This is a genomic window from Xenorhabdus sp. BG5, from assembly GCF_015163665.1.
GTDB lineage: Bacteria > Pseudomonadota > Gammaproteobacteria > Enterobacterales > Enterobacteriaceae > Xenorhabdus.
Genome location: NZ_JADEUG010000036.1, coordinates 8448 through 34828 on the forward strand (window position 1 = coordinate 8448; position 26381 = coordinate 34828).

At 47.3% G+C, this 26381-nt stretch carries 5 protein-coding genes; 3 read left to right on the top strand and 2 right to left on the bottom strand.

Annotated elements, in window-relative coordinates:
• Positions 1–40 precede the first annotated feature (40 nt).
• The gene (locus IQ209_RS15360) at positions 41–20296 is read left to right on the top strand and encodes a non-ribosomal peptide synthase/polyketide synthase (protein WP_228005913.1); all 20256 of its coding nucleotides are present in this window, start codon (positions 41–43) and stop codon (positions 20294–20296) included.
• Positions 20297–20786: 490 nt separating this feature from the next.
• On the opposite strand, the gene IQ209_RS15365 is transcribed toward IQ209_RS15360, so the two are convergent.
• Positions 20787–21704, bottom strand: coding sequence for an integrase domain-containing protein (locus tag IQ209_RS15365; protein WP_193852110.1), 918 nt, complete (start codon positions 21702–21704; stop codon positions 20787–20789).
• A 650-nt stretch (positions 21705–22354) separates the two neighbouring features.
• Here IQ209_RS15365 and IQ209_RS15370 point away from each other — a divergent pair.
• Entirely contained in the window at positions 22355–22504 is a 150-nt protein-coding gene (locus IQ209_RS15370; protein ID WP_228005914.1) for a hypothetical protein, read from the top strand.
• A 624-nt stretch (positions 22505–23128) separates the two neighbouring features.
• Here the strand turns inward: IQ209_RS15370 and IQ209_RS15375 are convergent.
• Positions 23129–24016, bottom strand: coding sequence for an IS982 family transposase (locus IQ209_RS15375; RefSeq protein ID WP_193852112.1), 888 nt, complete (start codon positions 24014–24016; stop codon positions 23129–23131).
• Positions 24017–24233: 217 nt separating this feature from the next.
• On the opposite strand from IQ209_RS15375, the gene IQ209_RS15380 reads away from it, so the two are divergent.
• The coding region (locus IQ209_RS15380; RefSeq protein ID WP_193852113.1) for a type VI secretion system tip protein VgrG at positions 24234–26381 on the top strand (2148 nt) is incomplete at its 3' end.

Below are 26381 nucleotides of genomic sequence, written 5' to 3' on the forward strand. Positions count from 1 at the left end.
TTGGTGTTCTTTTTGATATGATTAACATGAGGAATTATAAATGAAAAATGATAAGGTGATGACTTCGGCAAGCGGACGTGATAGAAAATATTTATCGGTATCAAAAAAACACATGCGGCCAGATCATCATACTCCTGCAAACCACCATGTATCAGTATATTATAAACTAAGTGGCATTTTAAATGTTGAACTATTGCACCAGGCCTTAAATATTTTATTGATTCGGTATGATGCATTATTATCAACATTAGTTGAAGATGATCATGAACCAGTGATTAATACTCTGAGCAAAAATATTGAAAGCCTTTTTCTAATTTCTGATATTCGCACCTCTGATGACAAAGAAAATAAGGTTGCTCAGATTATTGATAACACACTTAACACGTCTTTTAACCTTGCTAAGGGCCCCTTGTTAAGGGGTTTATTAGTATTATTGAAAGAGGATGAATATATCTTTTTGTTAAATCTCCATTCTATTATTGTTGATAGCTTATCTGTTAAAATTTTAATTAATGAATTATGTGTCATTTATAATGACCTGCTGAATAATCGAACGCTTTCTTTACCTCTTATTGCTCAACACGAAGCTAATGAAATTAGCTGGACTGAAGAACGGATATCAATACAACGTGAATATTGGCAGCAACAACTTGCTGATGCCCCTCCTTTACTCACCTTACCGACAATATCCCCCAGACTTAATCAGTTATCCTCAAAAAGAGATACCTGTTCGTTTACTCTCGATAAAGAATTCACGAATCAGCTTAAACAAATTAGCCAAGAACACGGAATAACACTATTAGAGACAATTATGACGGCTTGGGCGATTGTGCTTCATCGCCTTTCAGGGCAGGACAGTATCATCATAGGGACCTCCTTTACGAATAGAAATATAACAGGTACAGAAAAAACGGTGAGGCCCTTAGCCAATATTTTACCAATTCGGATTGATATTGATGATAATGCCACCGTTGCAGAACTGTTTGCACAGGTAAATCAGACTGTTATTGATGCGCAAAATAATCAAGATATTCCGTTTAAGCACCTTATTGAAATCATCAATCCGGGATCTCATGTCGCTGATTCACCTATTTTTCAGGCTATCATGACCTGGCCAGATTTTTATGATAGAGAGTTTGAACTGGAGGGAATTAAAACGTCACCCATGGGTTACAGATCTAATTGCATAAAATCAGAGATTGAGCTGTTTATATTCCACCGAGATGATGAGCTTGTCGGGGGAATAACCTATGCTACAACACTGTTTGAAAAACAAGCTATAGAACGCCAGATAAATTACTGTCTTACTGTGTTACACACTATTACAAACAATGTGACTCAGCGCCTTAAAGATCTCGATATTCTGTCAGCAACTGAGAAAGAACTATTATTAAATCAATGGAATGACACCGCGGGTTATTACCCTTCAGAATATTGTATCCATGAATTACTTGAGCAACAGGTGACAAAAACACCAAATGCACCTGCATTGGTATTTGATGATCGTATTCTGAGTTACGCTGAATTGAATCAACAGGCTAATCGCTTAGCCCATCGGTTGATTGTTGAAGGGGTAGTGCCGGATAGTTGCGTAGCTATCTGTGTTGACCGAACACCCCTGATGGTTATTGGTTTGCTGGCAATACTCAAAGCGGGCGGGGCTTATGTGCCGCTTGATCCCAGTTATCCATCAGCACGTCTTCATTATATTCTTGATGATGCTGCTCCTGTTTTACTATTACATGATGGTATCGGTGCAGATAAGTTGTATGACATCTCTGCGACAAAAAAACAGTTGGATATTGGTACTGTTCTGTCAGAGGACGTTGAATTATCGGCAGAGAATCCCTGTGTTATGGGACTCAGTTCACGTAATCTGGCCTATGTTATCTATACCTCAGGCTCAACCGGCAACCCGAAAGGTGTGCAGAATGAGCATCGCAGTGTGATAAATCGGTTGTATTGGATACAGCAAACTTATCAACTCACCCCTGATGACGTGGTTTTGCAAAAGACCACGTTTAGCTTTGATGTTTCTGTTTGGGAGCTGTTTTGTAGCTTCATGAGTGGTGGCAAAATGGTATTGGCCACGACAACACAACAGAAAAACCTCTCTCAGTTAATTGAACTAATCAGCCAGGAAAAGGTAACCACTCTGCATTTTGTGCCTTCGGTGTTGACCGCATTCTTAAAAGAACCGGATGTGGCCCGTTGCTTAACGCTAAAACACCTGTTTTGCAGTGGCGAAGCGTTACATCCTATTACAGTGAAGCAGTGCCAGGCATTGATGCCTTGGGTCAGGATATACAATTTATATGGCCCGACTGAAGCTGCGATCGATGTGACATACTGGCATTGTCCCGATCATTTTGAGGGCCAGATGGTGCCGATAGGTAAGCCTATTACCAATTCCCGTATTTATTTATTAGATAACCAACAACGGCCGGTCCCTTTAGGGGCGATTGGTGAATTATATATTGGTGGTATCGGTGTTGCCCGCGGTTATCTGAATCGACCAGAGCTAACAGCAGAACGGTTTCTGACAGATCCTTTCCATTCAGAACCGGATGCCCGCATGTACCGTACCGGCGATTTAGCACGTTATGATAATGACGGCAATATTGAATATCTTGGGCGTAATGACCATCAGGTCAAAATTCGTGGTTTTCGTATTGAGTTAGGTGAAATTGAAACTTGCCTTGAAATCCATCCGGCGGTGCAGCAAGCGGTTGTTGTTTCCCATACAGAGAATGGGGAGGATAAACGGCTGGTGGCTTATATCGTCTTGGTGCAAGGTAATGAATCTGATCAGATTACGGCAGAATTACGTCAATATCTGTTGTCTGTACTACCTGAATATATGGTGCCGGCTGCGTTTATGGTGATGACACATTTCCCACTGATGCCTAATGGTAAACTTAATCGAAAGGCACTCCCGGCACCAGATACCACCGCTTATCAGCGTCAGTATTATCAGCCCCCGCAAAGCGAAACAGAAAACCTGTTGGCAGAGATGTGGAGCCAATTACTGAGTATCAATAAAATCAGTCGATTTGATAACTTCTTCGCACTAGGTGGTCATTCGTTGTTAATAGTACAACTAATGGGATTATTGCGGGAGAAAGGCTATACCGCCCAACCTGGGGCGCTGTTTTCCAGCCCGGTACTGGCAGAGCAGGCCGCTTTGCTGACAAAAATGGATGATACCTTTGCTATTCCGCCAAATCTGATAAGCCATGAGTGTGAACGGATCACGCCGGAAATGTTACCGTTGATTGATATAAAACAGGCAGACATTGATAGGCTGGTCAGTCAGGTGCCAGGGGGAATCGCCAATATTCAAGATATTTATGCCCTGTCACCATTACAGGATGGCATTTTATTCCACCATCTGTTGAGGGAAAAAGGCGACCCGTATCTGCTAACCAATCGGATAATTTTTGATAGTCGATCGTTGCTGGATCGCTATCTGGCCGCAGCTCAAAAAGTAGTTGATCGTCATGATATCTTGCGCACCGCTTTTGTTTGGCAAGGGTTATCAATCCCGGCTCAGGTGGTTTGGCGTCAGGCGCTTTTGTCCGTGACTGAGCTGAAATTAGACCCCGCTGATGGGGCCGTCCATGACCAGCTTATTCAACGTTTTGATCCGCTTCATTATCGTCTTGACTTGGGGCAGGCACCACTGCTGCGTTTTGTGGTAGCCCAGGAAGCGGATGGCCGTTGGGTAGCATTACAATTGTTGCATCATCTGGTTGGCGATCATGTAACGATGGAGGTGATGAACCATGAAGTTCAGGTCTGTTTTGCTGAACAGGAAGATAGCCTGCCTGCTCCAACGCCTTTCCGCAATCTGGTTGCCCAAGCCCGATTGGGTGCCAGCCAGACAGAGCATACCCGTTTCTTTACCGATATGTTGGCGGAGGTGGAGGAACCAACGTTGTCATTTGGGGTAACGGAAGTACATAGTGATGGCTCTCAAGTGATGGAATATCACCAGATGCTGGCGGCCGCATTGAATGATCGTTTGCGTACTCAGGCCAGACGGTTAGGAGTGAGTTTGGCTGCCTTGTGCCACCTTGCCTGGGCGCAAGTGTTATCGCGTACCAGCGGGCAGGAAAAAGTGGTATTCGGTACTGTGTTGTTTGGACGTATGCAGACGGGGGAAGGAGCTGGCAGCGGGATGGGATTATTTATCAATACCTTGCCGCTGCGTTTAGATATCAATGAGACTCCGGTACGGGATAGTGTCCGGGCAGTACATACCCGACTGGCCGGATTACTGGCACACGAACATGCTTCACTGGCATTGGCTCAGCGTTGCAGCGGAATTGCCAGTGGCTTGCCGCTATTCAATACCTTGTTGAACTATCGGTATAACTTACTGCCGGAAGGTTCGGATGAAATCTTGGATGGCGTTGAATTCCTGGGTGAACAGGAACGTACTAACTATCCGTTTGCCTTGTCAGTGGACGAGTTTGGTGACGCATTGGGCCTGACTGCTCATGTCGTACAGCCGTTTGACCCGGCAAGAATATGCAGTTATATGCAACAGGCACTGGAAAGTTTGGTGGAGGCACTTGAACAGGCCCCGGAGACACCAGTACGGACATTAGAAATTCTGCCTGAAACTGAACGGACGTTATTGTTGAAAACCTGGAATGCGACGGAGACAGAGTATCCTGATTCGTTGTGTATTCATCAATTATTTGAACAGCAAGTGGAGAGAACTCCTAATGCAACAGCGTTGGTATATGAAGAACAGACGCTCAGCTATGCGGAATTGAATGCCCGTGCTAACCGACTAGCCCATCAACTGATTGCATTAGGTGTTGTACCAGAGCAACGAGTAGCCCTTTGTGTCACACGGTCACTGGCTATGGTGGTGGGATTGCTGGCGGTGCTGAAAGCGGGTGGGGCATATGTACCACTGGATCCTGCCTATCCAAGTGAACGTTTAGTGCATATCTTAAATGATGCAGCCCCGTTAGTGCTGTTGGCTGATAGGGCAGGACAAACGGTGTTGGGGAAGAAAGTACTTGCCGACTTTATGGTTCTTGACCCCAATATTCTGCCTGACCAGTTGGACGATAATCCATTAGTTGTGACATTAATGCCATATCATCTGGCATATGTGATTTATACTTCCGGCTCTACGGGGATACCTAAAGGGGTGATGGTAGAACATCAGGCGGTTTACCAGCGTATTCTGAGCCTTAGTGAAATCTATACAGTCACGCCCCAAGACCGGATACTGCAATTCTCATCGTTTTCATTTGATGGGTCTGTCGAAGAGTTTTTCTCGTCATTATGTAATGGCGCCACGTTGGTGATTCGTGAGGATAACTGGTTGTCTTCTATGCAAGAATTTATTGCCTTGACCCAACAGTACCGTATTACAGTCATGCCTTTGCCAACCCTGTTTTGGTCTGAATTAGCCACCAGAGATATTACATTACGGCTGCCGGATTGCCTCAGATTAATAATTATTGGAGGTGAAACGGTAAGAAAGAAAGCTATTCAGGATTGGTTTACACGTGGAACTCATCATCCACTGTTATTGAATACTTATGGCCCGACTGAAAATACCGTAGTTGCAACTTATCAAGAAATATTATCCCCGAAAGATGTTTGTTCAATTGGCCGGCCAGTAAGCCATTCTTGTATTTATTTACTGAACAGAAACGGACAGATCGTGCCATTAGGTTGCATTGGAGAAATGTATATTGGTGGTGCGGGTGTAGCCAGAGGTTATTTGAACCAGCCAGTACTGACGTTTGAACGTTTCTTGCCTGACCCGTTCAGTGATAGCCCCAATGCGCGGATGTATCGAACAGGGGATTTGGCGCGTTACTTACCGGATGGCAATCTGGAATTCCTGGGCCGCAATGACTATCAAATCAAAATCCGGGGCTTTAGGGTAGAACCCGGAGATATTGAGGCACGATTGACTGAGCATCCGGCTGTGAGTGAAGCGGTGGTGCTGGCATTGGGAGAAGGGCAGGAGCAGCGTTTGGTTGCCTATGTTGTGGCTGAGCCTGATGACGGATTGGCTAAGCGTCTGCGTGATTACCTAAGTGCTCTTTTGCCTGATTATATGGTGCCGGCGGCCTTTGTCCGTTTAGAATCACTGCCGTTAACACCAAATGGCAAGCTGGACCGTCGCGCATTACCGGCTCCAGATGATAAGGCTTTTGCCCGTCAGATCTATGAAGCGCCACAAGGAGAAATGGAAATTGCTCTGGCCGCTATCTGGCAAGAATTGTTGAAAGTGGAGCCGATAGGGCGACACGATAATTTCTTTGCCTTAGGGGGGCATTCGCTGCTGGCAGTACGGATGATGAGCCGGATAGTGGACTTGGGTGTTGAATTACCGTTGACCACATTATTTAAATCCCCGACTTTGGCTGCTTTTACTGAGGAGATAAAGGGGCGATTTGGGGATCAGAAAGTCAGACTCCCCTCTATCCTGCCGGTCTCTCGTGGAGATCAATTACCGTTATCATTTGCTCAACAGCGTCTATGGTTTTTAGCCCAGTTTGAGGGGATCAGTGAAATCTATCATATCCCGATAGCTCTGCGTTTGCATGGTCAGCTTGATGTTACTGCCTGGCAGCAGGCACTTGATGCTCTGCTTGCCCGCCATGAGGCTTTGCGTTCGGTCTTTATCACGATTGATGGTCAACCTCAGGTTAAATTATTACCGGCAGAATCGGGCTTGCCGATGAAAAGATATGATCTGCGTAAAGTTGCTGATATGCATGAACAGCTTGAGCATTTATGTGTACAGGAAACAGAAGCATCATTTGATCTTACCGAGGGGCCCTTAATCCGCGCTAATCTGATACAACTGACTGACAACGATTACGTCTTTTTGCTGATTCAACACCATATCGTGTCAGATGGCTGGTCTGTTGGGGTGCAGATGCGTGAGTTAAGCGCCCTCTATGCCGCTTTTCTGACAGGGCAACCCAATCCCTTGTCACCGTTGTCAATTCAATATCCTGATTATGTGGCATGGCAGCGCCAGTGGTTATCGGCAGAACGGATACAAATTCAGTCCGATTATTGGAAGATGAAGCTGGCCGATACGCCCATCTTGCTGGGTTTACCGACTGACCGGGCCCGCCTATCTGAACAATCGTTTTCCGGGAATGCTGTCTCTATCAATCTGGCTACAGAATTAACGACATCTCTCAAACGTTTGGGGGAGCAACACGGTGTCACACTATTTATGATTCTGTTATCGGCCTGGGCCACGGTTTTATCACGTTTGTCGGGTCAGGATGATGTTGTGATAGGCACCCCAAGTGCAGGCAGAAATCGTCAGGAAACAGAATCGCTAATCGGTTTTTTTGTTAACACGCTGGCCTTACGTATCGATTTATCGGGGGCGCCAGGTGTAACCGAATTGCTTATGCGTGTCCGGCAAACTGCACTGGCAGCACAAGAACATCAGGACCTGCCGTTTGAACAGGTGGTGGAAATTGTGCAACCACCGCGTAGATTAGCCCATACGCCGCTGTTTCAGGTGATGTTTGCCTGGCAAAATTTTACCGGACAAAACAATGAGTCTCAGGATTGGGAATTGCCGGGACTGGCTGTCACCCCCATGAATCAGGTCGTTAATAAAGTTAAATTTGATCTCGAACTGAACTTATTTGAGGAGAATAAGCAGATAGTTGGAGCACTGCATTATGCTACGGCTTTGTTTGATCAGCCAACCATAGAGCGGCATATCGGGTACTTACATACAGTCTTGCAAGCGATGGTGGCTGATCATCAACAACGGATCACGGAAATCAATATCCTGTCGCCAGTGGAGCGCAGGTTATTGCTGGAAACGTGGAATACAACTGAAACCCCATATCCTGACACATTGTATGTTCATCAGTTGTTTGAACAACAGGCAGAGAAAACCCCGGATGCAACAGCGCTCGTGTATGAAGAACAAAAATTTAGTTACGCGGAACTGAATGCCTGGGCTAATCAGCTAACACATCAATTGATCACGCTAGGTATAACCCCTGATCAGCGGGTAGCGGTTTGTGTAACACGTTCACCAGCGATGGTGGCAGGATTGTTGGCTGTATTGAAAGCGGGAGGAGCCTATGTACCTCTGGATACTGATTATCCGCGTGAACGCCTGGCGTATATTCTGACGAATTCAGAGCCTGCTATCCTGTTGGCGGATAAGGCCGGACGTCTCGCTTTGGGTGAGAAAGCCATCGCTGATTTAACGGTACTCGATCCTAATGTGTTGCCAAACCAGCCGGAGAACAATCTACAGGTACTCAATTCACAGATACACCATCCACAGGTATCTAATCCACAGGTACTTGCCCTGACTCCCCAGCATCTGGCGTATGTGATTTATACCTCCGGTTCAACCGGCCAACCCAAAGGGGTCATGATTGAACATCACAGCCTGTGCAATTTGATCACCACGCAACAGAATGCATTGGCACTCACGCCGGAAAGCCGGGTCTTACAGTTCGCTTCAAGTAGTTTTGATGCCTGCATCTGGGAATGCTGTATGGCGCTCCTGACTGGGGCCAGACTCTATCTGGCTAAACGGGCCGACCTGCTTCCCGGGACGATCCTGTCCGATTATCTGGAAGCCCATGCGATCAGCCATGTTCTCCTGTCACCAACCGCGTTGGCGGCGATGGACTCCCTGCCCGATACATTGCAAACCTTACTGGTGGGGGGAGAAGCCTGTCCGCCAAGTCTGGTCAAACGCTGGGCATCGGAAAGACGGATGCTCAATGCTTACGGGCCGACGGAAATTACGGTCTGTGCCACACTCTATCCGTGTGATCATCAGGAAGACAGCCCGCCGCCGATTGGCCGCCCCATTGCCAATACCCGGATTTATATTCTTGATGCCCAGGCTCAGCCAGTTCCACAGGGTGTTACTGGCGAAATCTACATTGCAGGCAACGGTGTCGCCCGGGAGTATCTCAACCGCCCCGAACTAACAGCCGAGCGATTCCTTGCCGATCCGTTCTCACAGGATTCAGGTGCACGCATGTATAAAACCGGCGATCTGGGGCGCTGGCGTTCTGATGGCAATATAGAGTATCTCGGACGTAATGATTTCCAAATCAAACTGCGCGGTTTCCGTATTGAACCGGGTGAAATTGAAATACGGTTAACCGAACATTCGGCCGTGCGCGAAGCCGTGGTGATATCGTTGGGAGATGAATATGATAAGCGTTTGGTTGCCTATGTCGTGGCAGAAGAGAATGATGAGTTGGCGAATAATTTACGAACTCACCTGAGTACAGTTTTGCCGGATTATATGATCCCGGCGGCTTTTGTCCGTTTAGATACATTTCCCCTGACACCAAATGGTAAGCTGGATCGTCAAGCACTGCCGGCACCGGACGAAAAAGCTTTTGCTCGTCAGACGTATGAAGCGCCACAAGGGGAGATAGAAATTGCTCTGGCTACTATCTGGCAAGAATTGTTGGGAGTTGAACAGATTAGCCGTGATGACAATTTTTTTGCCTTAGGTGGCCACTCTTTATTGGCTGTACAGATGGTGGAGCATTTACGTCATCAGGGAATCATGCTGTCGGTACGAGATTTATTCCAATCTCCAGAGTTGTCTAAACTTGCCAGAACACTTGCCGAAAAATGGGGACAATACCGGATTGTGACAACGCCACCCAATGTCATTACACCAGCAACGACGGCGTTAACACCGGAAATGTTACCACTGATTGATTTGACCCAATCTGAGATTGACCTCATTGTCAAACAAGTACCGGGTGGCATGGCCAATATCCAAGATATTTATGCCTTATCACCGTTACAAGACGGTATTCTATTCCACCACTTACTGGCTGATGCAGGGGACCCATATCTGTTAGTCAGACAGGCGAGGTTTGCAGATCGGTTTTTGCTGAATCGCTATCTGGCAGCCGTTCAATGGATCGTTGATCGGCATGACATTCTGCGTACGGCCTTTATCTGGCAGGGGTTATCTGTTCCGGTTCAGGTGGTTTGTCGTCAGGCTCTCTTATCAGTGCTTGAACTCACATTAAACCTTGCTGATGGGCCTGTTTGTGATCAATTAATCCAACATTTTGATCCTCATCAGCATCGTCTTGATTTGAGTCAGGCTCCGCTATTGCGTTTTGTCGTGGCGCGGGAAGAGGATGGTTCCTGGCGAGTATTGCAACTGTTGCATCATTTGATTGGTGACCACACAACGTTGGAAGTCATGAACCGTGAAGTTCAAGCGTACTTTGCCGGGAAAGAGAGTAATCTGCCTGCTCCGGTTCCTTTCCGTCATTTGATTGCACAGGCACGACTAGGTATGAGTCAGGAGGAGCATATTCGCTTCTTTACTGATATGTTGGCTGAAGTAGAAGAACCAACGTTGCCATTCGGGTTGACTGGCGTACATCACGATGGTTCTCAGGTGACACAATCACACCGGATACTAACCACCGCACTGAATGATGGTCTTCGCCGTCAGGCCCGACGTCTGGGAGTCAGTTTAGCAGCTCTATGTCATGTCGCCTGGGCTCAAGTGCTGTCACGTACCAGTGGGCAACAGAAAGTGGTATTTGGCACGGTATTGTTTGGACGTATGCAGGCGGGGGAAGGTGCGGATAGCGGGATGGGGCTGTTTATTAATACCTTGCCGCTGCGATTGGATATGGATGATACTCCAGTACGTAAGTGTGTACAGGCTGCACATAATCTGCTGGCGGGATTGTTAGAACATGAACACGCTTCATTGGCATTAGCTCAGCGTTGTAGTGGCATACAAGGCGAAGCGCCTCTCTTTAGTTCCCTGCTTAACTACCGACACAATACACCGTTGGTGGAAATAGATGACAATATGGCGGGAATTGAGTTTCTTGATGGACAGGAGCGTACCAACTACCCGTTAACATTATCGGTGGAGGATTTTGGCGAAGCACTGGGCCTGACAGTACAAATAGTGCAGCCATTTGAACCAGAACGGATATGTAGTTACATGCAGCAGGCACTGGAAAGTCTGGCAGGCGCGTTGGAACAGGCCCCGGAAACACCAGTATGGCAGTTGGACATTCTGCCAGAAGCAGAACGCACGCTGTTATTAAAAACCTGGAATACAACGGAAACTGCCTATCCAGAGGCATGGTGTCTCCATCAATTATTTGAGCAGCAGGTGGCGAAAACCCCACAGGCGACCGCTTTAATAATGGGTGATGAATCCCTGAGCTACCGCGAGTTGAATACACGGGCGAATCAGTTGGCTCACCAGTTAATCGGACAAGGCGTTTGCCCCGGCGATTCGATTGTGCTGATGTTTGAGCGCTCCGTGGTACTGGTGATGGCACAACTGGCAGTACTGAAAGCCGGTGCCGTTTACGTCCCCCTGGATCCCAGTGTGCCGGATGAGCGGAAAAACTGGTTGATCAATGACTGTGCCGCCAAATTGTTACTCACCGATACACAGGCAGATATTCCGGCTGATCTGGCGGTGCCGCTGCTGCGTCTTGCCAATGAGAGTAATACAAACAGTGAACAATATAGCGTTAACCCTGATTTGCCCCGTGTCAGTACGGACTTAGCCTATATCATGTACACCTCCGGCTCGACGGGCACCCCGAAAGGGGTGCTGGTGCCGCACCGAGCTGTGGTTCGGTTGGTCATCAATAATGGTTATGCGGCCATCGAACCGGATGATCGGGTGGCCTTTACCGCGAACCCGGCGTTTGATGCCAGTACCTTTGAAGTCTGGGCGCCGTTGCTTAACGGTGGCACGCTGGTGGTGATTGATCATACCACCTTATTGACACCAGTGGAGCTAATCCGGGCTTTACAGACCTACGGTATCACGGTGTTGTGGCTGACTATCGGGCTGTTTAACCGGCTGGCAGTAGAGCTATCCCCGGCTCTGACGCAGATAAGGATACTGATTTTTGGCGGCGATACCCCCGATTTATCAGTGATTGCCCAGGTGCTGAAACATCGTCCACCGCAACAACTGTTGCAGGCCTATGGTCCGACGGAAGGCACCACCTTTACCACGACATATCTTATTGAGGCGCTGGAAGAGGGTATAACCCGACTCCCCATAGGTCGGCCTATTGCCAATACGCGGGTTTATTTGCTGGATAGTCATGGTCAGCCCGTACCATTGGGGGCAATCGGTGAAATTTATGTGGGGGGAGACGGAGTAGCCTGTGGCTATCTGAACCGGCCTGAATTAACCGCTGAACGTTTCCTTATCGATCCATTTAGTGATAGGCCGGATGCGCGCATATACCGGAGCGGGGATTTAGCCCGTTATCTACCGGACGGTAATCTGGAGTTTCTCGGCCGTAATGACCAGCAGGTGAAAATCCGTGGCTTCCGTATTGAACCGGGGGAAATTGAAGCCCGGTTAGTAGAGCACCCAATGGTGCGCGAATCGGTGGTGTTGGCGCAGGGAGAAGGGCAGGATAAGCGGCTGGTGGCTTATGTAGTAACGGAAACTGTGGTAACAGAAACGGGGAATACAGAAGTGAAGGTGGCGGAAACCGATGAAGGATTGGCGAACAGCCTGCGTGCCCACCTGAGCTCCTTATTACCGGATTATATGGTGCCGGCCGCTTTTGTCCGTCTGGATGCGTTTCCATTAACGCTAAATGGTAAGCTGGATCGCCGGGCACTACCATCACCAGACGAGAAAGCCTTTGCCCGTCAGATTTATGAAGCACCACAAGGAGAAATGGAAATTGCTCTGGCGGCTATCTGGCGAGAATTGCTAGGGATTGAGCAGATTAGTCGGCACGATAATTTCTTTGCCCTGGGTGGCCATTCATTACTGGCGATACAAATGATAAATCGGATAATCACTTTAGGCATTGAGCTACCTCTGGTGACATTGTTTAAATCCCCAATTTTGGCTGCTTTTGCTGGGGAGATGAAAAGTCAGTTTGGTGAGCGTCGATTGGGTGAATATAACAATAAACTTCCTGCTATTTTGCCAATATCTCGTGAGAGTCACTTACCGTTATCATTTGCTCAACAACGCCTGTGGTTCCTGACACAATTTGAGGGCGTTGGTGACACCTATTTTATCCCGATGGCTCTGCGCTTGCGTGGTCAGCTTGATATGACTGCCTGGCAGCAGGCCCTTGATGCTCTGTTTGCCCGCCATGAAGCGCTGCGTTCAGTTTTTATCACGATTGATGGTCAGCCTCAGGTCGAATTATTACCGGCTGCATCTGGTCTGCCGATGAAAGAACATGATCTACGTAATTCACCTGATGCAGATGAAGAAATTAAGCGTTTATGTACACAGGAAATGGAAACACCGTTTGATCTTGTTAAGGGCCCCTTAATTCGCGCTAAATTGATACAACTGGCTGATGATTATGTTTTTCTGCTGACTCAACATCATATTGTGTCAGACGGCTGGTCTATAAGCGTACTGATCCGTGAACTGAGTGCCCTCTATACGGCTCTTTTGGCAGGAAATACCGAGCCGTTGCCGCCATTGACGATTCAGTATCCTGATTATGCCGCATGGCAACGTCAGTGGTTATCGTCGGAACGGGTACAAATTCAGTCTGACTATTGGAAAACGGTGTTGGCAAATGTTCCTGTTTTGCTGGACTTACCGACTGATCGGCCTCGTCCATTAGAGCAATCATTTTCCGGGCATGCTATCGCCATTAATCTGGGGACAGAATTAACGGCATCCCTCAAGCACCTGAGTAAACAGCATGGTGTCACCTTATTTATGACGCTGTTATCAGCCTGGGCCACGGTTTTGTCGCGCCTGTCAGGTCAGCATGATCTGATTATAGGTACTCCGAGCGCAGGCCGCGGCCATCAGGAAGTGGAATCCCTGATCGGTTTCTTTGTTAATACGTTGGCCTTGCGCATTGATTTATCAAATGAACCCAATGTGACTGAATTACTTGCGCGCGTAAGGCAAACCGCATTGACAGCACAGGAACATCAGGACCTGCCGTTTGAACAGGTGGTGGAAATCGTACAACCGCCACGTAGTCTGGCACATACGCCGCTGTTTCAAGTGATGTTTGCCTGGCAGAATTTTACCGGACAAAGCTTTACCAGACAAAGTCTTACCGGGAAAAGCCTGACCGGGAAAAACAACGAACGCCAGAATTGGGAACTGCCGGGACTGGTCGTCACCCCAATGGATCAGGCTTTTAACATAGCTAAATTTGATCTCGAACTGAGCCTGTTTGAGGAGAATGAACAGATAGTTGGAGCACTGCATTATGCTACGGCTCTGTTTGATCAGCCAACCATTGAGCGGCATATCGGATACTTACATACAGTCTTGCAAGCGATGGTGGTTGACCATCAACAACAGGTTGGAAAAATCGAGCTTTTGTCGCCGGTGGAACGTAAGTTATTGCTGGAAACGTGGAATACAACTGAAACTATGTATTTTGACACGTTATATATTCATCAGTTGTTTGAACAACAGGCAGAAAAAACCCCGGATGCAACAGCGCTCGTGTATGAAGAACAAAAATTCAGTTACGCGCAACTGAATGCCTGGGCTAACCGGTTAGCTCATCAATTGATCACGCTAGGTATAACCCCTGATCAGCGGGTAGCGGTTTGTGTAACGCGTTCACCAGCGATGGTGGCAGGATTGTTGGCTGTATTGAAAGCGGGAGGAGCCTATGTACCTCTGGATACTGATTATCCGGGTGAACGTCTGGCGCATATTCTGACGAATTCAGAACCTGCTATGCTGCTGGCGGATAAGGCCGGACGTCTCGCCTTGGGTGAGAAAGCCATCGCTGATTTAACGGTACTCGATCCTAATGTGTTGCCAGACCAGCCGGAGAACAATCTACAGGTACTCAATTCACAGGTACATAATCCACAGGTACTTGCCCTGACTCCCCAGCATCTGGCGTATGTGATTTATACCTCCGGTTCTACCGGTACGCCAAAAGGCGTGATGGTTGAACATCAGCAACTGGTCCATCAAATTACCGCACTGAGCAGGAAATGGTCGTTTAGTGCGTCTGATCGGATATTGCAGTTCTGCAATCCTTCTTTTGATGTCTGTGCATCAGAAATATTTTGTGCACTAACCCAGGGTGCAGAACTCGTATTGCGGACAAATCAGTGGATATCCAGTGCGCAGGAATTCTGGCGTCTGTGTGAACTTTATCAAATTAGTTATCTGTCAATCCCGGTTCAATTTTGGCGGATAATTACTGAGGCTAATGAAGGCAGTATCTATAAGGGCTTAAGAGTTATGTGTATTGGCGGGGAAACGATACCTCATCATGAATTGGAACGCTGGTTATCTGTTCACCGGGAACGGCCTGTTTTGGTGAATTGCTATGGGCCGACAGAAGCGACAATTACCACGACGATTTCGTGCCTGAATGAAAGCACAGAACAAGCCAATATCATTGGTCGGCCCCTTGCGAATATGCGTGTTTACCTGCTGGACACTTATGGTCAGCCAGTGCCATTAGGAACGGTAGGCGAGTTATATATTGGTGGTACAGGTGTATCCCGAGGTTATTTTAATCGCCCTGAGCTGACAGCGGAACGTTTTCTGATAGATCCATTTAACCATCAACCGGGGGCACGTATGTACCGCACCGGCGATTTGGCCCGTTACCTGCCGGATGGCAATCTGGTATTTGTTGGCCGCAATGACCAGCAGGTGAAAATCCGCGGTTTCCGCATTGAACCGGGTGAAATTGAAACCCGATTGGAAGAGCACCCTCTGGTACGTGAAGCGTTGGTATTAACCTTAGATGATGGACAGGATAAACGTCTGGTGGCTTATGTGGTAGCGCACGCTGATGAGGCGTTGCCTAATAGTCTGTATACCTATTTGAGTACCCTTTTGCCAGATTATATGGTGCCAACCGCGTTTGTTCGACTGAATGCATTTCCATTGACGCCAAACGGAAAATTGGATCGTCAGGCATTACCTGCCCTGAACAATGAAGCCTTTGTTCACCAGATTTACGAAGCACCAAGTGGAAAACGAGAAATGGCTTTGGCGGCTATTTGGCGGGAGTTATTGGGTGTTGAACAGATAAGTCGATATGATAATTTCTTTGCGTTGGGCGGTCATTCATTGCTGTCTGTACGGATGGTAGAACGCTTGTGTCAACAGGACTTAGCATTGACGGTGCGTGATCTGTTTCAGTCTCCGGTGCTGTTTGAACTGGCTCAGTCATTAGGTCAGCATCAGGTTGTGGAAGTGCCACCTAATATCATTACCTCGGCAACCACGACGCTCACACCAGAGATGTTACCCCTGATTGATCTGACTCAATCTGACATCGACTCCATTATTGAGCAAGTACCGGGTGGGCTTGCTAATATTCAAGATATCTATGCTTTGTCTCCGCTACAGGATGGTATCTTGTTCCACCATTTATTGGAAAATAAAGGGGATACCTACCTGTTGATAACTCAACAAGCTTTCGCTGACAGAGCTTTATTGGACCGTTATTTGACAGCAGTTCAACGGGTAGTTGATAGGCACGATATCCTGCGTACCGCTTTTATCTGGCAAGGCTTATCAGTTCCGGTTCAGGTAGTCTGGCGTCAGGCTTCTTTATCAGTCACGGAACTGACATTAGATCCGGCTGATGGCCCGGTGAGTGAGCAACTGGCTCAACGCTTTGAACCACGTCACTATCGCCTTGATCTGAGGCAGGCACCGTTGTTGCGCTTTGTGGTTGCACAGGAAAAAACGGATGGCCGTTGGCTTTTATTGAGGCATCAACATCACTTGATTGGTGATCATACCACACTGGATGTGATGAATCGGGAAGTTCGGGCATATCTGTCTGGTGAAGAGAACCACCAGCCTGAACCGGTTCCCTTCCGGAATTTGATTGCTCAGGCACGGATGGGGGTAAGTCAAGAAGAACATATTCATTTCTTTACCGATATGCTGGTTGAGGTGGAAGAGCCAACATTACCGTTTGGACTAACGGATGTGTATGGCAGTGATTTACAAATGACAGAATATCACCAGATGCTGACGTTTACTCTGAATGACAGCCTTCGTAATCAGGCCAGACGCTTGAATATCAGTTTAGCGGCTTTATGTCACGTGGCTTGGGCACAGGTGTTATCACATACCAGTGGGCAGGAAAAGGTGGTGTTTGGTACGGTGCTATTTGGGCGTATGGCAGGAGGAAAAGGGGCTGATAGTGGTATGGGGATGTTTATCAATACCTTGCCATTACGGTTAGATATAGATGAAACCTCCGTATGGGAGAGCGTGCAGATAGCGCATAGCCGACTCGCTGGCTTGTTAGAGCATGAACATGCGTCATTGGCAATGGCTCAGCGTTGCAGTGGTGTACAGGGTGACATTCCACTCTTTAGTGCATTGCTCAACTATCGACATAATGTGTCGTCGACCACTGTCGATGAAATGATGGTCGATGTTGAATTTATTGACGCACAGGAGCGTACTAACTATCCATTAACGTTGTCAGTAGAGGATCTGGGTGATGCTTTGGGCCTAACGGCTCAGGTAGTACAGCCGCTTGATCCGAAACGGATATGCAGTTATATGCAACAAGCACTGGAAAGTTTGGTGGAGGCCCTTGAACAGGCCCCTGAGACACCAATACGGGCATTAGAAATCCTGCCTGAAACAGAACGTACACTGTTACTGAAAACCTGGAATGCGACGGAGACGGCATATCCTAATTCGTTATGTATTCACCAGTTATTTGAACAGCAGGTGGAGAAAACTCCACAGGCCACCGCGTTGGTCTATGAAAACCAGACGCTCAGTTATGCGGAATTAAATGCCCGCGCTAACCGACTGGCTCATCAACTGATTGCGTTAGGCGTTGTACCCGATCAGCGCGTAGTTATTTGTGTCACACGATCATTGGCTATGGTGGTAGGTATATTGGCAATACTAAAAGCGGGAGGAGCTTATGTACCGCTGGACCCTACTTATCCAAGCGAACGCTTGACATACATTCTGACCGATGCCGCACCGACTATCATATTGGCGGACAATAACGGATGTGTTGCTCTGGGTAAAAAAGCACTGAGGGATCTGATTGTGCTTGACCCGAATTCACTAACAGACCAGCCGGACAGCAACCCGCAGTTATCTGTGTTGACGACACGACATCTAGCGTATGTGATTTATACCTCTGGTTCAACCGGTAGGCCAAAAGGTGTGATGGTAGAACACAATTCTTTATTAAATTTATATGGATCGCTGACACAACGTATCTTTGCAAATCATGTTATTGCAAATTCTCCTATACCTTATCGAGTTAGTTTGAACGCCAGTATTTCATTTGACACAACATTGAAAAGTTTATTGGGCTTGCTGAATGGTTATACGTTGGTGGTTATTCCACAGGCGGTAAGAGCAAATAATACAGCCTTATTGCAATTTTTAACCATGGCTAACCTTGATGTGTTGGACTGTACGCCAATGCAGTTAGAGATGCTGTTGGCGGCAGATTTACGTCAACATAAAAAAGATTTGGTGCTACTAGTCGGTGGTGAAGCAATATCAACACAAACTTGGCAGACTATCATCGGTATTCCTCAGTTAACCGCCTATAACGTCTACGGTCCGACTGAATGCACGGTAGATGCAACATTGGCCCGTATAGAACTTGCTCATCCTTATCCGATAATTGGACGCCCGCTTGCCAACACCCATCTTTATTTACTGGATAATTTTGGTTATCCGGTGCCATTAGGTTGCATTGGAGAAATGTATATTGGTGGAGTGGGGGTAGCACGGGGGTATCTGAACCAACCAGAACTGACGGCTGAACGTTTTCTGCCAGATCCGTTTAGTCATAAACCTGATGCACGGATGTACCGAACCGGCGATTTGGCGCGTTATTTGCCGGATGGCAATCTAGAATTTCTGGGACGCAATGACTATCAGATCAAAATCCGGGGCTTCCGGGTAGAGCCTGGAGAAATTGAAACCATACTGACAAAGCATTCGGCAGTGAATGACGCCGTGGTACTGGCATTGGAAGAAGGACAGGAGCAGCGTCTGGTTGCCTATGTCGTGGCAGAACCCGATGACGAGTTGGTTAATCATCTGCGTAATTATGTGAGTGCTCTGTTACCTGATTATATGGTGCCGGCCGCCTTTGTTCGTTTGGAAACACTGCCGTTAACACCAAATGGCAAGCTGGATCGCCGTGCACTGCCGGCACCGGGCGAAGCGGCATTTGCTCATCAGGTGTATGAAGCACCACAAGGGGAGACGGAAATTACCCTTGCAACAATTTGGCAAGAGTTGCTGAACGTTGAGCAGGTGGGACGGTATGATAATTTCTTCGTATTGGGTGGTCATTCGTTACTTGCTATGAGAATGATAAACCTTGCAACAAAACGTGGTCTGTATTGTACCTTGAATGCGCTGTTCCAATTCCCAGTGCTGGCAGAACTGGCTGTAAAAATCATATCAGACGGATTATCTCAGCCACAAAACAGGGCCGTTACTGTACGTTCTGGCGGAACACTGCCACCTTTATTCTTTGTTCCTACTGGAATAGGTGATTATTCCTATGCTTTCGGGGTGACTGAACATATCCAGTCAGGTTGTCCGATTTATGCCTTACCCTGGCCTGCTATGAATGAGGAACTGATATCGACAATGGAAATGCTGGCCACCAGAGTGATCACCTTTATGAAAGCCGTTCAGCCTGAAGGTCCATACAGGATATGTGGTTACTCTTCTGGTGGGATATTGGCTTATGCTATTGCTCAGCAACTGTTGAATAGTGGTGATAATGTCAATTTCCTCGGACTGATTGATACATATGCTCCTCACTGTTTCAGAGAACAGGGAACTCAAAAATATCAATTCCTAGCAGAATTGGAAAGGCAACCAGGCAACAAACACACTGAAACGATAGCGGCATTGTATCCACAAGTAGATGAATTAACTTGGGTACAATTAATTGAGTTCGCACAGAAATTAGGTTTATATCCCTCAAATTTGCGTTCAGATGTAGCTGCAAAACAGATGGAGCAGAGAGAAAATTATGCGCAAATAGTTAAAGATTATGTACCAAATGCATTAACAGTGACGTTACATCAGTTCTATGCGGTGGATACTTCTGCTTTTATACCTTCATCTATGTCAGTTGCTACAGATTCCGAACAGACGTCTTTAATTATGGACTGTTCATTGGGATGGAGTGAAGTGATGCCAGCTTCTTTAATGCGATTGATTGCTATACCTGGTAATCATTCCAGTTTATTTGAGGAGAAAGAAAATAGAATTGTCTTATCTCAGGCGCTCAATATGGCGTTAGCAAGGTAAGTATCCGGTGATCCCACCTTATTTTTATTCGATAAAGTAAGGCGGGATTTTTATCTGTATAAATTAGATCCGTTTGCCTTGATTATGTAACCTTCATTGTAATTTAGTGAAGCAGATTATGTGTGCAAAGCGAACATTAAAATCTAATATACAACACTGGCTGTTTAAAAGACATTATTATTCATTGTATTACAAAAAACCTGTAGAATAAATGTTCATTTTATGTCTTGTTAATACCAATTTTGATTTCGCTATATTTATTGCGCCAGTTTTACCTGTAAATTATAAATAGGGAATTCTTGTATTTTGCCTATCCATTAGAGCATGTATCGTAAAGAGCGTTGAACGCGACTCTGTTTCTCATGATCACTAACACGTTTTGGGGCAAAAATCAGTTAGAGATAGAGAAATGAATGGTTAGCCAAATATAAGATTCAGTTGTATTGTACCTACCATAAAATCAGAGTCGTGTATAAATCAGTACAATTTTTTATTCACCCTCAGTCTTCCGGTAATACACCTGTCGGATATAGCGCCCCCTCCCATCACCATGCCCTAAATCCATCGACACCAGAGCCAGCGCTTCCCGCTCGCTAAAACCCTGCGCTTTGTAATATTCACCGGATTGCTGCGCAAAATGGTAACGCATACTGTGCGGCGCTTTATTACCGCTCAGTCCTGCACTTCTGACAATATAGCGGTACCGGTCTATAGCCTGAGTGATCGTGGGTTTATCAATCAGTTTGCCGCTACGCCCTGCCTGCTCCCGCTCGGCGTAAGCAATGGCATGTTGCAGTGCTGCCCGATCCAGTATGGCCGTTTGTCTAGGCCGTCCCCCTTTCGTGCCAAACACCACCCGGACGGTGTTATCACCATTGTCCAACGCTTTTTTCCAGGTCGCTAACGATTTATAAGCTTCCACCGCTTCTTTGGTACGCAATCCCAGCACATACGCCAATTGCATCACCGCGGCGACATGCCGGTCTTTTTGCTCCACCTGCTGAAAAATTTCGCTGAACGCAGCCGATGTCAGCGCCATTTTCGTTCCCTTGCGGCTCATATCAGAGATACCCAAAGCCTGATTGCTCAAACGGGTATTTGCGGTATCAGCCAGCTTATGCTTGCCGGCCTGCGCTAAAATGGCTCGCAGCACAGACATCTCATTTTGCAGTGTCCGATGACTGATATGGTTGGCCTTACGCTCAGCAATATAGCGCTCGATATATTTCACCTTCAGGCTATCCATTTGCCGGAGTTTGATCCCATTGTTTTTCAAATAATCAAGGAAGTACCGGGCAATCCGCTCACGATCAGCCACCGTGACAAAACTCCCGCCCGCCTGTCGGGCATGAGTAATAAAGGCTTTTCTGAACTGCTCAACCTTTGAACGTGTTGAGTTCTGCGCCATCCGCACCTTCCCTGTCACTTTTCATTTTTTATGCTTAAAAATTCTCTGCGTGTCGGTTCAGATTCACCATTCCGTGGTGCGTCAGATAATGTGTAGCAGAGCGAGGTTGTGTTGAGTTATTGCAGGAGCTCGCGGCGTGCTCAGCACGGCGATGGGATGCTCCCCGTTCAGTGCCTGATCTCATCAGGATGAACGCCTCATTATCTTGACGTGTCGTATCTCCTTTTTTACTGCATCAGCCTGTTGCAAGGCAGTGGGTTGAAAACCAGATCTAGCAGTTGTTCGTTAATCAAACAAAATGTCAGTCAATGGTCTATTTTGAGTAGTTTCACTGAGTAATTCGGGGTTCAAATCGGTCGTAAAGCCAGACCGGACGTGCTCTGGACGTTAGCCGCTTTGCGGCGTCACTTGGTCATCGCTGCGCGTTAACGCAAGTGACGCCGCACAATATTCGGGACGTTTATCGTGATAAATACAAAACGTGGGTGAATGTCGTACCGGTTAAAATGGTATCGATTAGCATAAGGCAGGGCATGTTCTGCCCGGTTATGTCGGTAGCCGGTGATAAATAACACCGGGAAACTTTCATCGTCAGATCGTGGGTTATTGGTCTGATGATATCTGCTTCCAAAAGTGCGCAGATGTACCGCATGACATGCACTCCCTTTCAGGCTACGGGAGTATTGGTTCGCCGCTTAACGCTGATCCTTGCAGGCGAGGGATCACTGAAAACAAAAACGATTTTAACGATAGCATCAGATACCGTCAAACGTTTATCCGATATTGTCTTTTATTTTTAACTTAATATTTGCTGTTAATTTAAACATCATGCGTTCAAATACAGAAAAAATGATTTTATATTTTCTGCCTAAAAATTATCTTAACGCAATATTCACGCAGAGTTAAAAAGGAAGTTTAAGCACTATTTTAACCTGAATGAAATCGCTATTTTTTGTTATGGTGATTTATTTAATGATGGCGTTAATAACTATTTTATTCTTTCAAAATAATTTTTGTGATCATTATTGCAAAATGAAAATGATCATGCTCCCCAAAGCAGTGGATTTTATATTTTTATAATTAAATCATCCTGTTAATAAAATACATCTTCCCCTTTAAGATAAAATTAATAAAACAATGCGTTAAGCCTTTATAAAAAAACAGCATATTTCGCCAGTAAAGCAATTATTTTAACTTTTTATTTCGCCATTGTTGATGGCAACATTTTATTTCACTTACGTGAATTTGGTTTTTACACGTTAGCTATTTATCATCCCTCATTTTATTCACCATGAATTCCGATAAATTCGGGCAACAACGTCTTTGCAAATTATCGCCCTACCACGGCGTAATATTTGCGTTTATTTCGCTATTGAGCCAGCGATAAGGCAACAATTTGCGGACTTAATTAACCCGAATTCTGCTTAAGCCATCACTGGGCAGTTATCTTCTTCTGAGTAGCAAACTTTCAGTGATGGCTTCTTCAATTTGAGGCAATAAGCAATCAGCCCCCCTAAAACAGTCAACAGAAATCCTTTTATACTCCGGTGGCGCGAATGCTCTATCTGGGAGCTTAATTTTAATTGCCCATTAATCGTTTCTATAATAAACCGCTTTTTTAACATTACCTTATCCCACTCAGCCTGTGCGCTAGCTTTCATATTACAGCGTTTCTTTGTGATAAAAGTGATACCATTTTGGGCTAAATCGTCTGCCAGTTCCCGGCTGAGATAACCTTTGTCACCGTACAGAGAACCCGTTAATTCTTTTGATAATTCGCGTATCGGTTCCCGGTCATCTGCATTACCCGGCGTCACTTTAAGCGCCAGAATTTCGCCCTGATGGTTCACAATCAGGTGTAATTTGAAACCGTAAAACCAGCCCATTGAGTTTTTTCCGCGTTGTGCTATCCCCGCAAAAACCTGATGGCGAGGAATTCGGATGTTATGGCAAACAGCTAAGCTGGTCGAATCAACAAAGGCGAGCCCGGTGGGTTTTCCTTTTAATTGAGTCAAATAGCTGCACAACGGCACCAAAACAGAAGGCGTGACACTGACAAAGCGGGTATAACTGAGCAAGGTGGGAAAATCGTTGTGGTAATGTATCCAAATATGCTTCAGATAAAAGTGTTTAAAATCACGGTAATGCGACATGTGAAAAAGGATCAAAATAGTCATGATCTCACTGGGATGCATGCGGCCTTGCCGACGGCGCTGACGATATCCTTTTTCGAGGCAAAAACATTCCCATTGAGGAATGAATAAACGGCAAAAATCATCGACATCGCAGAAAATTTCAACTAACTTGTCCATAGCCTGTTCCTCCCCAGAGCGGTTTAGGCGTTCACCAAAACATTGCTCTTGGAACAGGCTTCACGTCAATTTCTTATCCAGAATTCAGGTTAATTAACAAAGTTGTCAGAGACAATGTGAATTAAATTTAACTCTTGTGTCGGGTGTTATGGCTTGCAGTGCAATCAGGTGGGATAGCCGACGCCATCGCGTTCGTCATTATTTCAGGAAGATAACCATGTCAGAGAAAAAAATCTTCGATAAGTTACAGCAGAGGCAATCCTTTGCTCAGCAAGGGAAAGAGGCCGCCGACCAGCTGAGCGAAAGCGGAAAAGACCTCACCGACAAACTGGTCAGACGCGCCGCCGATAAAGAGATCCTCGCCAAACTGAAGCAGGGGCAATCTTTTATTTCACGGGGACAATCCGCCGTGCTGCCAGGTGGTATCGGGAACGGTATCACAAGTGGTGGTTTTGCAGGCGGGCTGGCTCAAAAAGCGGCCGCCGGACACAGCACCGCCGCCAAAGCCCTGCAAAAAGTCAGTCAGTTGCCTGGCGTTGGAAGCTCGCCCAGCGGTCTGCAATTTACCCTGACCGCCGGTGGCCTGCCGCCCCAAACTTTTGTCGTCACCGATTTTACCCTGAGTGAACACTTTTCCCAGCCATTCCAACTGGAAGTGGGGTTGGCCAGTGCTGATCCGTCCATCGATTTTCCGGCGGTACTGGATCGCACGGCGACACTGACCATTTTGCAGGAGGGCATTGAACAGCGCAGCATCACGGGGGTGGTGGCCAGCTTTGAGCAGGGTAACACCGGGTTGCACCAGACCACCTACCAGATGAGCATTCGCCCGGATCTGTGGCGTACCACGTTGCGGCAAAACTCACGCATCTTCCAGCAACTGAACATTGCCGCGATTATCACCACAATCCTGAAAGAGCACCGTATCCGTGATGTCGTCTTCAGCCTGCGCCATCCGCACCCGGAACGGGAATTTTGTGTGCAATATCAGGAAAGTGATTTCGAGTTTCTGCAACGGCTGACGGCCGAAGAGGGGATTTTCTACTTCTTTGAGTGTGGTAACGGGCGTAACACGCTGGTGTTTGCCGATGACTGCGGTTCGGTGCCACCGGACAAGGTGTTCCCTTACCAGCCGGGTGATGCAAGCACCGTGGGGGAACCCGCCATCAGCAGCCTGACCTGTAGCGCCCAGGTGCGACCGGCCCGGGTGCAACTGAAAGACTACACCTTCAAAAACCCGGCCTGGCCGGCCGAATTCAGCCAGCAGATGAAGGAAGACACCCTGCAACAGATGTATTACGAGCACTACGATTATCCGGGGCGTTTTAAAGATGAAGCGCACGGGAAAGATTTTACCCGTTACCGGCTGGAAGCCCTGCGCAACAATGCTATGATCGGGCAAGGCAGCGGTCATGCCATTGCCATCCAGCCAGGTAAATTATTCACCCTGAGCAACCACCCGCGCGCCGACCTGAACCAACCGTGGCAAGTGGTGGGAACCCGTCATTCCGGCAGTCAGCCGCAGGCGCTGGAAACCGCCAATAGCGGCACAGGCACCACCCTGAACAGCCACTTCCACTTTATCCGCCATAACCAGAACTGGCGTCCTGCGCCACTGCCAAAACCGGTCATCGACGGCCCACAGATTGCCAAAGTGGTTGGCCCGGCGGGGGAAGAAATCTTCTGTGACCAGTATGGCCGTATCCGCCTCCAGTTCCCGTGGGACCGCTACGGCAAGAGCGATGACCACAGCTCTTGCTGGATAAGAGTCACCCAACCGTGGGCCGGTCAGGGCTGGGGCATGCTGGCAATCCCGCGCATCGGTCAGGAAGTCGTCGTCGATTTTCTGCACGGTGATCCGGATCAACCGATCGTCACCGGCCGGAGCTACCACGCCAGCAACATCCCGCCAGGCGGGCTGCCGGGCAGCAAAACCCAGATGGCCTTCCGCTCCAAAACCCATAAGGGCGAGGGATATAACGAGTTGCTGTTTGAAGATGCCAAAGGCAGTGAAAAGCTGTCACTGCATGCGCAGAGGGACATGGATACCACCGTACTGAATGACCGTATTACCCGCGTGATGCACGACCATACCGAAAGTGTCGGACACAATCAGGCTCTCAGCGTGCGGGCTGACCGACATAAAGAAGTCGTCGGCATGGAAGTGAGCAGCATCGGGACACGGCAGGTCACCGTGGAAAAAACCAGCGTACTCAGTGCCAAAGGACAAATTACCCTTCAGTCCACCGAGAGCGGTATCACCCTCGGCAACACCAAAGGGAGTATCTCGATTGATGCAGACGGCAATATCCATATTACCGGTAATACCGTCATTGTGAACGGAAAAGAGGTCATCACCCTGAAC

Excerpts from the sequence above, each read along its gene's own strand:
- IQ209_RS15370 (WP_228005914.1), top strand. The coding sequence starts at position 22,355 with ATGACATGCACTCCCTTTCAGGCTACGGGAGTATTGGTTCGCCGCTTA.
- IQ209_RS15365 (WP_193852110.1), bottom strand. The coding sequence starts at position 21,704 with ATGGCGCAGAACTCAACACGTTCAAAGGTTGAGCAGTTCAGAAAAGCC.
- IQ209_RS15360 (WP_228005913.1), top strand. The coding sequence starts at position 41 with ATGAAAAATGATAAGGTGATGACTTCGGCAAGCGGACGTGATAGAAAA.
- IQ209_RS15375 (WP_193852112.1), bottom strand. The coding sequence starts at position 24,016 with ATGGACAAGTTAGTTGAAATTTTCTGCGATGTCGATGATTTTTGCCGT.